This window comes from Stutzerimonas sp. S1 (genome assembly GCF_025966695.1).
In the GTDB taxonomy this organism is placed as follows: Bacteria; Pseudomonadota; Gammaproteobacteria; order Pseudomonadales; family Pseudomonadaceae; genus Stutzerimonas.
In genome coordinates this window covers 456,015-471,267 of sequence record NZ_JAOEIY010000002.1, presented here as the reverse complement: position 1 = coordinate 471,267, position 15,253 = coordinate 456,015, and the positions used below count along the sequence as shown (strand labels likewise).

Below are 15,253 nucleotides of genomic sequence, written 5' to 3'. Positions count from 1 at the left end.
CCGATGAATATTCCAAATCTGCTCACCGTGCTGCGCGTGCTACTGATCCCCATCTTCATTCTGCTGTTCTATCTGCCGTTTCACTGGAGCTATCTGGCTGCCAGTGCGGTATTCACGGTCGCGGCACTGACCGACTGGCTGGACGGTTATCTCGCCCGACGCCTGCAGCAGAGCACGCCCTTCGGCGCCTTTCTCGACCCAGTGGCCGACAAGCTGATGGTCGCAGTCGCCCTGGTGCTGCTCGTCGGCGAGCACGCCAACCTCTGGCTGACCTTGCCTGCGGCGATCATCATCGGGCGAGAAATCGTCGTTTCGGCATTGCGCGAATGGATGGCCGAGCTCGGGGCGCGCGCGCAGGTCGCCGTATCCAACCTGGGCAAGTGGAAAACCGCGGCCCAGATGGTGGCGTTGGTGATTCTGCTGGCCAACCCACCTGCGCTGACGGCCTGGGTCGGCGTAGGGTACGGACTGTTGATCGTTGCGGCCGGGCTGACACTCTGGTCGATGATCAATTATCTGAATGCGGCCTGGCCTCACCTAAGTGCCGAAAAGAAATAAAACTTTTTTAATCAAGGGCTTGACGCCGCGCTCTGATCATATAGAATGGCGCCCGTCACCAAGACAACGCGGGAATAGCTCAGTTGGTAGAGCACGACCTTGCCAAGGTCGGGGTCGCGAGTTCGAGTCTCGTTTCCCGCTCCAATTTGTTGTAGATGGCGCCGCAGTAGATGCGGCGCCATTGTTTTGAGGCCGGTTGGCAGAGTGGTTATGCAGCGGATTGCAAATCCGTGTACGCCGGTTCGATTCCGACATCGGCCTCCAGTGTTGAAGACCCCGTAAGTTAGCGCTTACGGGGTTTTTTTATGGCCGCTTACCTGTGCGTTGCGGATGGATGTTGGAGCGATGCACGTCTTTCCGTTGCCGATAGGCACGAAGCTACCTTAGCTGATGATCGGGAACCTTCCCCGCGCTGGTTGCCTGCTTGGCTTTACCGTTCGCCGAGGGTGGGGATCGCCTGCGCGGTTGCGCGAAGCTGGGGAGCTGGTTATAGTCCTGCGCCGCCGCGATCCGCCCTCGCGGCCAACTGCAGCGTTCTGCCCGGATGGCGAAATTGGTATACGCAAGGGACTTAAAATCCCTCATCCGAAAGGGTATGCGGGTTCGACCCCCGCTCCGGGCACCAATCATGCTGCATGTGCTACAAAGTCTCAGTTTGCCTCGCACCCCGTTGGGCCTGCTGCGCGTCCAAAAAAGTGCGATGCCTTGCATTCGCCAAGCCCTTATCAATAGCCATTCCCAGCGGAACTTATGATCGTCGCCATGGCGCCAAGCCTAGCGGCTTTGAGTCTTGCCTCTCGGGTTTGTATAGCCTGACAGTCAGCGTGCTGAACAACACGAACCGGCTGACATGCCGACCGGATTCATCCGCCTGAACCTAACCGATCCGCTGACGCGGGCTTCGCTGCTCGCGCATAACGACGACGACATCAACATGACAGCAGCCGAACTGATAGCGATTCTGCAAACCTATCCCGCCGACAGCATGGTGCTGGTCGAGGGTTATGAGACCGGCTGGGACGCGATCCACGACACCGCCAGCGCAGTCGTCGTGGAAGTCGTGGAGCCAGCCGAGCATGACGGACAGTTCCAGAAGGAAGGCGATCTACCCGATCCCGATGCCTTCTATCTATCCGAACAGGCCAAGCGCAACGTAATGAAGACGCTGATGAAGGGCAAACGGAGCAGGGCGGTGCTGCTCACTGGACGGCGCGGGCACTTGCGCTAGGTTTGCGCCTTTTTCGTCAGGTAAAGAGTCCGACCATCGTTCTCCTGCGGCAAGGCCAGCGACCGGTCTCAGTAGCAAAGGCCGTCAGTGCCTGAATTAGCCACTTGCAATGCGAGCCGTTGCCCTGATTGGCCGTTGCGCATTTTCTCATCCCTGAGCCGTAGCCTCCTGACGACAGGACAGGCAAGAGGAATGCCAGCGCCAGTGATATTGGCTGCCTCCTCGGCACACCGCGCCCTTCGCGCGGCGCCTGACTGTTGTTGCGTACGCCAAACAACCCGGACGCCCTGAAAATACGCAGTAGCGCACCAGCGTGGCACGCGATTGGCTCGAATGCGCTCAGTCCTGCGGCCTGAACCGCACCGGCGTCGAGCCGTCCGCGTTGATCTGTTCAACCAGCAACGGCCGTCCATCGGCATCCAGCTGCAGGTGGCCGATACCTGCCCCATTCCACAGACGTTCGCCGGAGCTGCTACGGCTGGGCAGCCAGGGGCGCACCTTCACCCGTCGACGCTTGGTCAGCCAGTTCAGCGGCGAGCGCGGTGCGTAGAGCCAGCGATTCAGTCGGTCGAAGATATCCAGCAGGCGGCGCGGAAACTCGTTTTTCACGCCGCTGCTGGTGATCTGCCACAGCTGCGGACGGCTGCGCCGGCCACGGATGCGGATTTCGTATGCGAACGAATAATGCACGTCGCCGGAGAGAATCACGTAGTTACCCGGTGTGCGCGTGTGGCGAAAGATGTTGAGCATCACCTGCGCCGCACCGCGATGCGCCATCCAGTTTTCCGCATCGACCAGCAGCGAGTGGCCGAGCCAGCTGAACACCCGCTGCACCGTCTCGATCAGCTTGACGCCGAACATCGGTGCCGGGGAGACGATCACCACCGAGTGATGATCGAGCAGCGCGTGCTGGAAGTCAGTGAGCGCTTCCCAGTCCATCAGACCCGAGGGTCGATTCAGGTTGCGCTCGCTGCGCCAGCGTCGGGTGCGGGTGTCGAGCACCACCAGCGCCGGCTCACCGGGCAGCACATACCCCCAGTTGGCGAAGGCGAGCAGGGCATCGACCGCATCGTTCTGGGCCTTGCAGTCGAGTGCGCCGTCGCTCGCGCTATTCAGTAGCCGCTGCAGCGGCGCGAGCACCTGGTTGAACGCGTCTGGCTGGTTGCCCCAGCCCTGGCAGAGCAGATAGGCCGCCAGCGCGTTGCCGATGATGCGGCGCGAAAATGGGTGGCCGTAGGCCGTTTCTTCCCAGCGGGCCGAGAGATTCCAGTCGTCGGTGATGTCGTGGCGCAAGTAGTCGTTAACGGCACAGGTATGGATACGGCCCAAAACCCAAGGCATTCGGGCTTTCCGATATTTTCTATCGTTGTCCGTATGGACACGGCCAATATATGGACATTCTGCGCCCCTTGTCCATACGGGGCCTGTGGGAAACGCCGATCAAGTTTCGCGGTAGTCGGCAATGACCGGCGCAACGACCACTAATGACCGGACTTTTGGCGCCGATGACGTTTACGTCCAAGTTAATACGCCTTAGGCAGGCCATGGCTAAGGCTGTGGGTACGAATGGTACCCACAAGATAATTATTTTTCGATATTAATATTCGACGTACTGAGGGTTCCAGTAGCGAATACAGAAGTCGATGATCTTTGATTGTCTCAGGTCAATAGATTCTGCCGTCCATTTGCCATCAATCATGAAAGACTCTAATTCATTCTGTGTTTTATAAGGAGATTTGGAGAAATATTTGGAGTATTTGAAATCCATCTCTCCATTGCTTTTTGAAGAATTGGCTGAGGCTGGGTCGAACGTTAAATTTCCTAGGCGATGTAGGTGTTGATCTCTGAAGGTCGCATCAATGTCTGGCACTATGGAGCTATCAAGAACGATGCCGTTTTTGGTCTGTGAGGCGATATGTTCCACTGTTAGGCGGGTTTTGCTGCCAGTGCTTTTGAATTCAGATTCTGACATTTCAGAGCAAATCGGCTGTTCGGAGCGCCGTAAGTGGTTTTCATATTTCCATACCAGATAGCAAAGGTCGCGGCTAGATATCCAGTTGAACAGGTCAGCATCTTGCAGCGTTTCATGAAAGCGTTTGCGACTGCTGGCGTCATTTATGATTGACGAAAGATCGTCGAATAGGGGCTCAAATCGGCCTGAGAAATTTCTAGCAAGCTTATAAAGTGCCGACTGCCCTGTATTTGACCTATTTCGTTGAACCGCGAAAACGCGGAAGCTAAAGATTTCTAACAAGCGGCACGTGATAGTGAAATTCTTTTTTTCAGGCGAAGAGTCACTTTTATAAGCTTTCAAAATTAGAGGATAGAAGCTCTCCATTCGCTCCAGGCATGCAAGGTCACGGTAAGATTGGCACTTAGACATTGAAATTTGCCGCATAATATGGAAGCTTTCTTTGAGCTCCCTGCTAAAGCGATCAATGAACGCTAACGCCTCCTGCTTGCGACCATTGGCTATAAGCGGGTTCAGCTTGCTTCTGATAGAGGTCGTCGGTTGCTGAAAATCAGCCTTATCAGCCCAGTCCTCAAAAGCAACATAGTGGAAGCGAAGAATGGAGTCTTCATCCATTTTTCCGTCAAATAATTCCAACTCTCTGAAAATGTCAGCAAATCTTTGCTGGATTACTGCTAGGTAGTGATCGACGTCCTCGGCGGCAGCGAGGTAGGTTTTGTACATTAAAAAACTTTTGATTTTCTCAAGGTTGGTTAGCCTCTTTCCTCGATCGTTCGTGGTTTCAAAAATCAGAGTTGCTTCAGCAGCGTCTTTTACTGAGTACGTTAAAACTTTAGTGTATTCGTCTATCTTGCATTTTAATTGTAGTAGTTCTTCGGTGCTTCTGTCGGCTAACTTGACCTGAAAATATTTCTTCGCTTCTAGTAGTCGGCGTTGGGACGGTGTTTCAATGTGGTCGGCGCCATTGCCATCATTTAGGACGTAGTTAAAAAAGAAGTCATTGTCAGGTGAGATGGCTTGTAGTTTTGGACGGTTTTTATTGAAAATGTACGTTTCTTCAACTAGATCTAGGCCGAGCTCTTCATATTGGGTGTCGTTCAACCGTTGGCGCAAGCTGGACAGCAATACCTTCATAAATATGATCGTTGTAGTAATTCTTTGCTGTCCGTCCACGATATCGATCAGGTCAAATCCAGCATGCTTTTCAGATTTTTCTTGAAACAGGATAGTGCCTAAGAAGTAGGCTCGACCTAGTGCTTGGTTGTCAATATCTTCAATGAAGTCAGGAAGTTGTCGGTTTGTCTCCCACGCGTAAGCTCGCTGGTAATCTGGGATGTTGAATATTTTGCGACCATCAAACAACTCTTTTAATTTTTTTTGTCCGTTTTCCATTAGGGTAGTCCACTATGCTCAGGTAGGATGGGAAGAATCTACAACACACAAAGGCATTTTGCCATGCCAAGGCATTTTTTAACGGACTATTTCATCTTCCCTTGAATAAGTCTGGAATACCATACCCCTTCAGCGTAGATAGGAGTCGTCGGTTACAGATCACTTTAGCGCAGTTTGGTATTTTGAAATGCGGATCTTGAGCGCGCCGAAGGCACGGTTGAGTCCAGCGCGCCGACAAGACCGGCTGCCTCTTTTTTGCTCAGTATTCAATGCAGATTGCCCATTGGCACAACCTTACTACCGTGCTTTTTGTCAGCGGTGAGTTCCCTGATCTGTTGCTTGAGCAAGTAGTTCTCCTGAATCAACGATACAATCTTTTGAAGTGCAAGTTCATAGTCTGCCTTCAGATCACCAAGCTGCTCTTGGGCCGCTTGCTTCAGGGCTTTCTGCTTCTGCGCCTCTTCAGATGCCGACGGCTTGGGTAAATCTTGCTGTGCAGTTGCAGCGGCTTCTATCTCAGCAATGAGCTCGGTGTGCTCATCCCGGCTCTTTTTGATCGAGCCGCGTTTGCGACCCGCTTCCAGAGCCACCGTATCTTTGTTGATCGCAGAGCCTTTGGGGACGTTTTGCGGCTTTCCTTCAATCAAACGCTGTAATGCGGCGCGATAGTTGTCAACTGCACTCATGCCATTGCCTCCATCTTCTCACGCATACCGCGCTTCTCCAGCTTGTCGTATATCTCGCTGATTTCGGATTCAAGCTGCTTGTACTGCGGATTCTCTGGGGCGAACAGGGATTGCCCGCGTTTCAGATTATTCAGGCCTCGCTGGATATTCTTTAGGCTGCGGTCGTCATCAAGGATTGATTTCTCGCAGTCGATACATGCAAAGACACTGGTGAACGAAATCTTGTCGCAAGGTTCGAGATTCGTACAGCCACCAATGGGACCGAGCTTGTAAGTTATCTCCCCCTTGAGGAACTTCTTTTTAGTCATTTCTCTATCAGTGGTGATAATGAGTGGCTGGCCTTTATCACGCGCCACCTGAATGCGATTGCCTTCACCGCCCCACAAACGACTCGTTGTGCTGATAACATTGACTTCGTAGTTGATGTACTGAGCCTTATGACGCTCGTACTCGATCTCATCAATCATATTCTGAGCGTCATCTGTATTCAGAAAATTAACCGCAAAGGCGCTTCCCTTCCGGTAATACGAGGTCATCACTTCCGACAGGTGTTTGAATTGCAAACCCAGCGAGCCAACGGAAACCAGACCTGAGCGCGCACAGTAGACCGCTAGGGAACGCCTGCATTGGTGAGTTAACAGCGGCCAAACCTGTCCGACTTTAACGTCAGGATCATTGCGCCAATCACGAAAACCGTCGAATTGCTCCAGTTCGCGTATATCCGCCTCTTCAACAATCAGGTCAGGCCAACGAGCCAGCAGTCGCTTCTGACTTTCCGTGTGCCCACCCTGGCTGATGACAGGTGCGCCTGCAAATGAGTTAATCTCTGCCCTCTTGCCTGGCCCTAATGAAGGAAATAGTGGGTAGTGAGACAGATTGCTATCGTCATAATCGCTAATAAGCGCGGCGATTTTTCCAATATGTCTAGCGGCGACGACCCCTTTCTCAATAATCTCGGCAGTCATCCAAAATGTTTCTGTCTGGTTTTGGCCCGCGATCTTTGATGTATAGCCACGCAAGATATGAACATCTGCGCCACCCGCTTTTATCGTCGTATAGGCGTCGGCAGGCAGGTGCCTAGCTTCATTTGCCCGCATTCCAGTGAACAAATGAATCCAGTATTTCGCAGCAGATTGAGCCTCGCCAAGATAGGCGAGCAAATCAAGCCAATTCGCAATGGAGCGGCTTTCAAACCGCGAACTCAGCCCGTACTGTGCAATAGCACCCTCCCAGGCAACAGAATCTTTATAACTGCAAGCGTGACATTCAGGGAGTCCAAATCGCGGATTTGCTTTTCGCTGCCTGAAAAGTTCGACTACGGCATCGGCGTTAGTGTTGAAGTCGTCCAGCTCTGCGTTAAGCGCCGCAATAATCGCCGCGTACAGACGGGACGGGATGAGCTTGGTTTGCTGTGAGTCATTTGCTTTTTGCTTGGGATGCTTATCGTAGAGCGCCTGTATGCGCTCAATAATCGCGTAATCGGTCGGTGCAAACTTAAAATCAGGGTATTTAACCCGTAGATCAAATAGCTCTTTGAGTAATTGAAGCATGAATTTCATCTGATTTGCGGCTAGCTCCGCAAAGCTCGGCAGCAGCACCCGATTGATGTTCGCATCATCAAGTAGATCACTCAGGGACAGATCGTTGTTAAGCGCTAGACGGGACAGCCTTCTAAGCTCAATCAGCCGTATAGAGGTGGGTTTGCGAGGCCTGTGAAACAAATACATTCGCGCCAGTTGAATCTTTTTCATTTCTCCGGTAATTACTGTCACCAGCGGTTTGGTGGAACCCACGGCCCAACTAACGAAGTTGTAGACACAGGTGCCTTGCGCGTCATACATCTTCATACTCCACTCGTCATCCCCATAAATGGAAACAATCACCCCTTGCGTCGTGCGGGAGATAACAAAGTCATCGTTAACATGCAGGTACTGCGATGCACCGTCGCAGCGATCTGGCAGTTGATGCTCTTGCCACTGGTTGAGTTGGAGATTGGCAATAATGCTCACGACACGGCTCCTACAGTGACCAATGTGTCGAAGTGGATAGACCAGAACGTATCAAGATCGCCGGACTCGACTTCATTACGCACGCGATTGATAGTTGCCTCTATACTGCCATCAGCGTCCTGCATGGCCGAGAGTACTTCATCAATGCGATGAAGGCTCGGGCCGAATTTACTTTGCCAATGGTCAACGGGCTGTTTGTGCTTAATGGCTTGGATCAAATAACGCAACGACAGCAGACGACGAATATCTTGCTCGTCGGCATGGACGGCATAGAACTCACAGAACAAGCACGTTTCCGGGGCGCCGCAAGCGGGCGTAGGCGCTTGGGCCGTAAAGCCCTGTGCGCGCTTAGGATCGGTTTCCGGCACTTTTTCGCACGCCCCTATACCCGTCGCCGCCTCGGGCCTTCTTTCGTCCGTAATACGCACTGGAATGCGCTCTACGAAGCGTGTGCGATCAATCGCAGCTTGGTGCATCGACTCGAAGAAAACCGTCATTTCCGCTGCGAAGTCTTCCAGGGCTGGGCGGCTATAGCTTTGTCGCAGAGTCGCTTCGGTATTGCCCAACTTTTCCGCTGCCAGCGCCATGTCACCGCCGCTGAGCCTGAGGTATTGGTAACTGACGTTTTTCCGCCATTGGGTCGGTGTCACCCAGCCCGTATTCGGAAGCGCCTTGGTAATAAGGCTTTTAAGCGCTTTTATATGGTTATTGCCTACTACAACGAAGCCGTATTGCGCGCTTGGGATTGGAAACACCAGCGTACTTTCGGCGCCGTTCAGAATCCAATTCCGCAACTCCAGGTATTTTTTGAATACAGGTGCGAACCGCACACCAAATTCCGGGTAAACGACCTTACCTTTCGCCCGCCCCTTGGTTCCTGAAAAACGGTTGCCCTGCGAAGTGGGGACAATCTCAAGCGTATCGACTTCAAGGTTTTGAGCGACACTGAGATTGCAGGAAGTTGCTGCGATGAACGCGAGCGCACCAGCCGTTACAGCATGAGCGCCAATCCGTTGTCTTAGATGACTGCGCATGTCGTCGTTATTACGGCTATACCTTTTTCTGGCCCTACCATAAATCGCGTTTTCGACTTTGGTAGATGCGCCATCACCCACAAAAAGAAAGTTCGATTTAACCTCGGCCCAGGTCGGAAACGCAGGAGAGGCGGCCAACAACAGTGAAAGGCTAAAATTCGCGTTCTTTGATTTTTCTGTACCCACGTGGTCTGAGTACAGATATATCGACTCCCCGCTTGGCGAAACGAGGTGCAGCGGAAACGCCCCGCCTTGAACCAATAGGCGATGTGCTTCATCAATGAAGTTGACCAGCACGGCAAACGTCCGGGCTTGCACATCGGAATTTGGCAGCTTTAGGTTTACATGTCTCGCCTGACCATCATTGCGAGGAATATGGGTGGCGACTCCTTTAACCTCGGGTTCACTCAACCCGGTTGCCAGTATCACTACGCCTCTGGCGGCTCTTTGATAGTCCCAAGCAGTCCCACTTTTTATTGACTGCCCATTGATGCCAGAGCTATTCATCCGATGCAGTAGGTGCTGCGTATAGTCGCCATAGGCTTTCTTCATGGAGACCAAATCATCAAAAGCGTAGGGCTGCTCTTGAGTATCAATCCATTCAATAAATCTTGAAATCGCCTCAAATTCCGAAGCTGTTGTCGCGCTACTGACTTTTCTCCTCAGATGCTCAATTAGCCCCTGCACGACAGGGATTCGCGCATAATCGAGCGAAGACAGGTCAACGGGGGAACCAACTTGGTGAGCACCTGATCTACCCCGGCATTTATAGCAGAAAGCACCCACATCCAAGTATCGCTTGCCGCCGGCAACTTTATTATCAATCATCAAGACAGCCAGTTGAGGATGTATGACCTCGACATCTGCATCCTTGGCGTTAATGATCACGACTGGACGATGGGAAAACTCAGTACTCATACAAGCCCGCCCGCATTTGCTGATGTGTTGACGTGCTCGAATAGCTGAAGCTCAAACTCATGCTGGACGCTGTTCTTCCATTTCAGGCGAGATTTGTACTGCAAATACCGCATGGTGGTTTTTATATCTGCGTGCCCCATGCGCTGGCGAACATACTCCAACGCGGCAGTAATGTGCTGGTCGCCCATGTGCTGCAACTGGCTTTCGAGCAAATTCATGCCGAAGGTTGCGCGGAGATCGTGGAAAGTAAAGTCCTGAAAATCGGGATTGCTTGGATGAATACGGGGCAGCAAAATGTCACGAATATGCTGCCGAAGCGTTGCACCATCTTGAATTGAAACATTCAGCGCCTGATCTGCCATGCCTGCATGTCGGTTCACACTGGCATCACGCCTGTCGTAAATCTCTTTTTTGCTCGTGTAGTACGGAATACCATTCTTGCTTAGAAAAACGTAGTTATCCTCAGTGTCACCGTAAAACGAGCGCTCTCGCCGCTTTGTCGCTTCCGGGCTGCGCGAGTAAACCAAAATATCTTGAACCAACCAGCCTGGCACAAGCAGCGTCATTGGCTTTCCGCGCTTCGTATCAATCTGCGTACCGTGTCCAATGGGCAGCCTTAAATATCCACCTCCATCCAGCTTGCCTTGGAGGTGTTTGACGCGCAGGGTGCCTACAGTTTGAACTCGTGCCCCCGTAAAGAGCGCAAAATAAAACATCAACTGGTATTCTCGCGATGAAGCCTGCAACGCCTTCAGAACACTTTCCTGCTCCGCAACCGTGAGAGGACGCAGATCACCGCCGTCATTGATATATTCTGATTGTCGCTGCTTCTTCGGCGTCGGAATGGCCAGATTATGAGACTTGATTTTCAGGGCGTTCTGGATGCCATGCTCTGAGGTCACATTGATGTATCTCTCGACTTCCTCAAACGGAGCATTTTGAATCTGGTTCCTCGCAATTAGATTCCAGTGCATGATACCGCGATAGAAGTTCACCACGGCGTTAATACGCGCCTTGGCTGTACTGGCAGATAGATCACCGCCTGTTACCTGCTCAACGAGGCGCTGCTTGTAACGGAACGTCACTTTGAGGCGATCATTTCGCGGGAACTGCAAATAATCCAATCCCTCATCTTCAAGAAAGCGCAGATAATCCAGCAGATGATCCGCAATCCCTCGAAAGGTTCGGGACTCATACCCACTTTCCGACCTGAGCTTAGTCGTTAGATAGAGGTTGGCGATTTCCCAAGGTGCGCCATCACCTTGAATCAGAATTGGAAAGTTTGGGAAGTAACCGTCCTTACCACCTGAAAAGACATAATCAGGTACGCCATTGGGGTTAGCGTCGTGGTAAGTCGAAAGAAATTCGATGTTCTGAAAGCGGAACTCGGGAATCAGTACGCGACGGGCTTTGGACTCATAGCGTCCTTGGCCGGTTTTGCTCTTGACCTGGTTGCGCGACATTGGACAGCATCCTTGGCAGTGTCATGTGTCCATATGCTACTACATTCGGATTGTCGAGTTCACACAACTACATTCGGATTATCATCGAAGATCATCAGCGTCGACACATGCGCCAACGCCCGAGCAGCGCGCGGCAAGGTGCGGCGGAACGCATCGATCTGCTCGGTTTCACGTGCATAACGCCGGGCCAGCTCGCCGTCGAGCGGCGGTGCGGCTGGATCGATCAACTGCCAGGGCACCGGCGACCACACCAGCAGGTACATCGCCAGCACCTCGGACAGGGTCACCAGGTGATTGTGGGCATTGGCGGTGGTGAACACCGGCTTTTCCGCTCCGCCGAAGAAGCGCTCGCGCAACGCCTCGCTGGCCTTGAACGCCGGCAGCAGCTGTTCGCGCCGGTAATAGGTTGCCGGGTGCGCCAGCAGCTCGGTACTGTTGGCCACCAGCGCGCCCTCCAGACATTCGCCGAACAGTCCGAGACGGCGAATCAGCGCATGGATCGCCACCAGCATCGGCCCGGCGACATCGTCGGCGTAGATCTGGTCGCCGGTCATCAGCAAGGCCGCCGGCCATTGCTCCGGTGTCTGCCGCGCCTCGTCGAGCAGGCGATCGACGCAGACGAGTCCGTCAGCGGAGGCGTGATGCGGCTTGCGGCAGGAGCCGTGCAGCAGGTTGTCGAAGCGCGGCCGGATCACGAACAGCGGCATACGTTCGCCTTCATGCAGCAGATGCGGCGCCCACTGCGCGATGCCAGGCTCGGCAGCGTGGCCGAGCAGGCGCAGGTCGTAGCGGATCGGCCGGTCGTGGGGCAGTGGCTCGTCGAGCTTCACCTCGATCAGATGCAGCCACGCCGACGTGCCGACCTGTATTCGCGTGCACTCGTCGTCGCTGAGGGCTCGCACGCGTTCCGGCTCACCGTCGACGTCCAGGTGCAGGCGCAGTGTCAGCGCTTCGCTGCCGACCAACCAGAACACCAGCCGGGTGGTTTCGACGCGGCGCAACAGCGGCCCGGCGAGCACCGGCGGCAGCGCCTGGCTCGGGGAGGAGGTGGGTTCGTTCATGCAATGCTCAAAGGGTAAACGCCAGCTATCAGAGTGCTTCAATCGCAGAAGATTGCGGCGGCGAGGAAGCATTCAAGCCCGTCACCGCGAGCGCTATGACGAGACTCGACGCCAGGTTACCCGATTGCGCAAAAGGCCGGCCGCCGCGCCGAGCGCCCGGCGCGTTGTGTCAGGCGTGCGCGACGCCGTACCGCTGGGCAACGGGGCAAGGTTGGAAATACAACGTCTCGCCGCGTTGCACGCCGATCAGGCTGGCGTGGTCGTTGCCAACTTCCGCCTCGATCGGCTCGTCCTGGCCGTTCACGCGCAGCGTCACGCGAGTGATTGCGCCCAGCGGGCGGATGTCGCGCACCTCGCCGATCTGGTAGTCGGCCACCGCCTCGCGCGACAGCAGCACCTCGTGCGGGCGGAACACCAGTGGCCGGTCGCCCAGCTGCAGGCGGTTGGCATCGCCGAGAAAGTCGTAGACGAATTCGCTGGCCGGGTTGCGGTAGACCTCCGCCGGCGTGCCGATCTGCTCGATCACGCCCTTATTCATCACCACGATGCGGTCGGCCACTTCCATCGCCTCTTCCTGGTCGTGGGTGACGAACACGGAGGTCAGGTGCACGTCCTCGTGCAGCCGCGCCAGCCAGCGGCGCAGTTCCTTGCGCACCTTGGCATCCAGCGCGCCGAACGGCTCATCGAGCAGCAGCACACGCGGCTCGACCGCCAGCGCGCGGGCCAGGGCGATACGCTGGCGCTGGCCGCCGGATAGTTGCTCCGGATAGCGGTCGGCGAGCCAGTCCAGCTGCACCAGGCCGAGCAGTTCGTGGACTTTCTGGGCAATCACCGCCTCGCTCGGGCGCTGCTTCTTCGGCTTCATGCGCAGGCCGAAGGCGACGTTGTCGAATACCGTCATGTGGCGGAACAGCGCGTAGTGCTGGAAGACGAAACCGACGTTGCGGTCGCGCACATCGTGGCTGGACACGTCCTCGCCGTGGAACACGATGCTGCCGGTGTCCGGCGTCTCCAGCCCGGCGATGATGCGCAGCAGGCTGGTCTTGCCGCAGCCGGACGGTCCGAGCAGGGCCACCAGCTCGCCGCTGTGGATGTCGAGGTTGATGGTGTTCAGCGCCTGGAACTGGCCGAAGCGCTTGTTGACGTCACGGACTTCGATACTCATGGCTGTGCTCCGGTTTGCAGGCGCGCGAGGCGCGATTCGCTCCACTGCTTGAGCAGCAGGATCACCAGCGCCAGGGCCAGCAGCAGGCTGGCCACGCTGAACGCGGCGACGTGGTTGTATTCGTTGTAGAGAATCTCGACGTGCAGCGGCAGGGTGTTGGTCAGCCCCCGGATATGCCCGGAGACCACCGACACCGCGCCGAACTCGCCCATTGCCCGCGCGGTGCAGAGCACCACGCCGTAGATCAGGCCCCATTTGATGTTCGGCAGGGTGATGTGCCAGAACATCTGCCAGCCGCTGGCGCCGAGCAGCCGCGCGGCTTCTTCCTCGGTGCTGCCCTGTTCCTGCATCAGCGGGATCAGTTCGCGGGCGACGAAGGGCACGGTGACGAACAGCGTCGCCAGGACGATGCCCGGCACGGCGAAGACGATCTGGATATCGCGATCACTCAGCCACTCGCCGAAATAGCCCTGGGCGCCGAACAAGAGCACGTAGATCAGGCCGGCGATGACCGGGGAGACCGAGAACGGCAGGTCTATCAGGGTCACCAGCAGGCTCTTGCCGCGAAATTCGTACTTGCTCACGCACCAGGCGGCAGCCACGCCGAATACCAGGTTCAGCGGCACCGAGATGCCCACGGCGAGCAGCGTGAGTTGCAGCGCGGCAATGGCATCGGGCTCGAAGATCGCCTCGAAGAAGGTGCCGAAACCCTGCTTCAGCGCCTCACTGATGACGATCAGCAGCGGCAGCAGCAGGAACAGCGCAAACACCAGCCAGGCGGCGACGATCAGCACACGCCGGCCCCAGGCATTGCCGCGACGCGCAGCGTTGGCGGTGGCGCTGGCGGTCGTGGTTAGCGAAACAGAAGACATGCCGGACTCCTCAGGAACGCGCGATGCGGCGCTGCAGCAGGTTGATCGCCAGCAGCAGGATGAAGGCCACCACCAGCATCAGCACGCCGATGGCCGTGGCGCCGGCGTAGTCGTACTGGTCCAGCTTGACCATGATCAGCAGCGGCAGGATCTCGGTCTTCATCGGCATGTTGCCGGCGATGAAGATCACCGAGCCGTACTCGCCGACGCCGCGGGCAAAGGCCAGGGCGAAGCCGGTCAGCCAGGCGGGCAGCAGCGCCGGCAGCAGCACGTGGCGAACCACCTGCAGTGGACGCGCGCCGAGGCAGGCCGCGGCTTCTTCCACTTCTCGCGGGATATCGGCGAGCACCGGCTGGAGGGTGCGCACCACGAAGGGCAGGGTCACGAAGGTCAGTGCCAGGGTAATGCCCAGCGGGCTGTAGGCGATCTTGAAGCCCAGATCGGCAGCGAACTGGCCGATCGGCCCGTTCGGCGCATACAGCGCGGTGAGGGCGATGCCAGCCACCGCGGTCGGCAGGGCGAAGGGCAGGTCGATCATCGCCTCGATGATCTTCCGGCCGGGAAAGCGATAACGCACCAGCACCCAGGCCAGCAGCGTGCCGATCACGCCATTGAGCACGGCGGCAGCGAAGGCGGTGCCAAAGCTCAGCTTGAGCGCCGCCAGCACGCGCGGCGCGCTGACGATGGCGATGAACTGCGCCCAGGAGAGTTCGGTGGTCTTGAGAAACAGCGCACCCAGGGGAATCAGCACCAACAGGCTGAGGTACACCAGGGTGTAGCCCAGCGTCAGCCCGAAGCCGGGTATGACGGAGGTAGATCGGCTAGACATGTTCGAGGCTCGGTCGGTTGAGAGTTTGAAGCCGAAAAGCCGTAGGGTGGAAAACTCGCCAAGCGA

At 55.8% G+C, this 15,253-nt stretch carries 10 protein-coding genes, 3 tRNA genes and 2 pseudogenes; 5 read left to right on the top strand and 10 right to left on the bottom strand.

The genetic code is table 11. The features are described from left to right. Positions 1 to 3 precede the first annotated feature (3 nt). From pgsA to N8H22_RS06070, 5 genes are all read left to right on the top strand, one after another. Positions 4 to 558, top strand: a complete 555-nt coding sequence (pgsA, locus tag N8H22_RS06090; RefSeq protein WP_264589717.1) for a CDP-diacylglycerol--glycerol-3-phosphate 3-phosphatidyltransferase — start codon at positions 4 to 6, stop codon at positions 556 to 558. 68 nt (positions 559 to 626) lie between these two features. Further along, a tRNA-Gly gene (locus N8H22_RS06085) sits at positions 627 to 702 on the top strand. A 46-nt stretch (positions 703 to 748) separates the two neighbouring features. Next, positions 749 to 822 (top strand) — tRNA-Cys (locus N8H22_RS06080). A gap of 274 nt (positions 823 to 1,096) precedes the next feature. Then, positions 1,097 to 1,183 (top strand) — tRNA-Leu (locus N8H22_RS06075). Between the two features lie 225 nt (positions 1,184 to 1,408). Then, entirely contained in the window at positions 1,409 to 1,786 is a 378-nt protein-coding gene (locus tag N8H22_RS06070) for a hypothetical protein (RefSeq protein WP_264589716.1), read from the top strand. A 339-nt stretch (positions 1,787 to 2,125) separates the two neighbouring features. Here N8H22_RS06070 and N8H22_RS06065 read toward each other — a convergent pair. From N8H22_RS06065 to cysT, 10 genes and pseudogenes are all read right to left on the bottom strand, one after another. Beyond that, positions 2,126 to 3,073, bottom strand: a pseudogene (locus tag N8H22_RS06065) (alkaline phosphatase family protein); the annotation flags it as partial. A gap of 310 nt (positions 3,074 to 3,383) precedes the next feature. Continuing rightward, positions 3,384 to 5,150, bottom strand: coding sequence for a DUF262 domain-containing HNH endonuclease family protein (locus N8H22_RS06060; RefSeq protein ID WP_264589715.1), 1,767 nt, complete (start codon positions 5,148 to 5,150; stop codon positions 3,384 to 3,386). Between the two features lie 266 nt (positions 5,151 to 5,416). After that, the gene (locus N8H22_RS06055; RefSeq protein WP_264589714.1) at positions 5,417 to 5,836 is read right to left on the bottom strand and encodes a hypothetical protein; all 420 of its coding nucleotides are present in this window, start codon (positions 5,834 to 5,836) and stop codon (positions 5,417 to 5,419) included. Beyond that, positions 5,833 to 7,845 (bottom strand): hypothetical protein, encoded by a 2,013-nt coding sequence (locus N8H22_RS06050; protein ID WP_264589713.1) that lies wholly within the window; start codon positions 7,843 to 7,845, stop codon positions 5,833 to 5,835. Before N8H22_RS06050 ends, N8H22_RS06055 begins: the two co-directional genes overlap by 4 nt. After that, complete coding sequence (locus N8H22_RS06045) at positions 7,842 to 9,797, bottom strand: hypothetical protein (RefSeq protein WP_264589712.1); 1,956 nt, start codon at positions 9,795 to 9,797, stop codon at positions 7,842 to 7,844. The genes N8H22_RS06050 and N8H22_RS06045 overlap by 4 nt, the downstream gene beginning before the upstream one ends. Then, entirely contained in the window at positions 9,794 to 11,260 is a 1,467-nt protein-coding gene (locus N8H22_RS06040) for a site-specific integrase (RefSeq protein WP_264589711.1), read from the bottom strand. Before N8H22_RS06040 ends, N8H22_RS06045 begins: the two co-directional genes overlap by 4 nt. A gap of 77 nt (positions 11,261 to 11,337) precedes the next feature. Further along, a pseudogene (locus tag N8H22_RS06035) lies at positions 11,338 to 12,321 on the bottom strand (alkaline phosphatase family protein); the annotation flags it as partial. 169 nt (positions 12,322 to 12,490) lie between these two features. Then, entirely contained in the window at positions 12,491 to 13,486 is a 996-nt protein-coding gene (locus N8H22_RS06030) for a sulfate ABC transporter ATP-binding protein (RefSeq protein ID WP_264589710.1), read from the bottom strand. Next, positions 13,483 to 14,358: a sulfate ABC transporter permease subunit CysW gene (gene cysW, locus N8H22_RS06025; RefSeq protein ID WP_264589709.1), complete on the bottom strand. Its 876-nt coding sequence runs from the start codon at positions 14,356 to 14,358 to the stop codon at positions 13,483 to 13,485. The genes N8H22_RS06030 and cysW overlap by 4 nt, the downstream gene beginning before the upstream one ends. Positions 14,359 to 14,368: 10 nt before the next feature. Further along, positions 14,369 to 15,187, bottom strand: coding sequence for a sulfate ABC transporter permease subunit CysT (gene cysT / locus N8H22_RS06020; protein WP_264589708.1), 819 nt, complete (start codon positions 15,185 to 15,187; stop codon positions 14,369 to 14,371). Positions 15,188 to 15,253 lie beyond the last annotated feature (66 nt).

Coding starts and splice junctions, on each gene's coding strand:
- N8H22_RS06055 (WP_264589714.1), bottom strand. CDS start 5,836: ATGAGTGCAGTTGACAACTATCGCGCCGCATTACAGCGTTTGATTGAA.
- N8H22_RS06040 (WP_264589711.1), bottom strand. CDS start 11,260: ATGTCGCGCAACCAGGTCAAGAGCAAAACCGGCCAAGGACGCTATGAG.
- N8H22_RS06070 (WP_264589716.1), top strand. CDS start 1,409: ATGCCGACCGGATTCATCCGCCTGAACCTAACCGATCCGCTGACGCGG.
- N8H22_RS06060 (WP_264589715.1), bottom strand. CDS start 5,150: ATGGAAAACGGACAAAAAAAATTAAAAGAGTTGTTTGATGGTCGCAAA.
- N8H22_RS06030 (WP_264589710.1), bottom strand. CDS start 13,486: ATGAGTATCGAAGTCCGTGACGTCAACAAGCGCTTCGGCCAGTTCCAG.
- cysT (WP_264589708.1), bottom strand. CDS start 15,187: ATGTCTAGCCGATCTACCTCCGTCATACCCGGCTTCGGGCTGACGCTG.
- pgsA (WP_264589717.1), top strand. CDS start 4: ATGAATATTCCAAATCTGCTCACCGTGCTGCGCGTGCTACTGATCCCC.
- cysW (WP_264589709.1), bottom strand. CDS start 14,358: ATGTCTTCTGTTTCGCTAACCACGACCGCCAGCGCCACCGCCAACGCT.
- N8H22_RS06045 (WP_264589712.1), bottom strand. CDS start 9,797: ATGAGTACTGAGTTTTCCCATCGTCCAGTCGTGATCATTAACGCCAAG.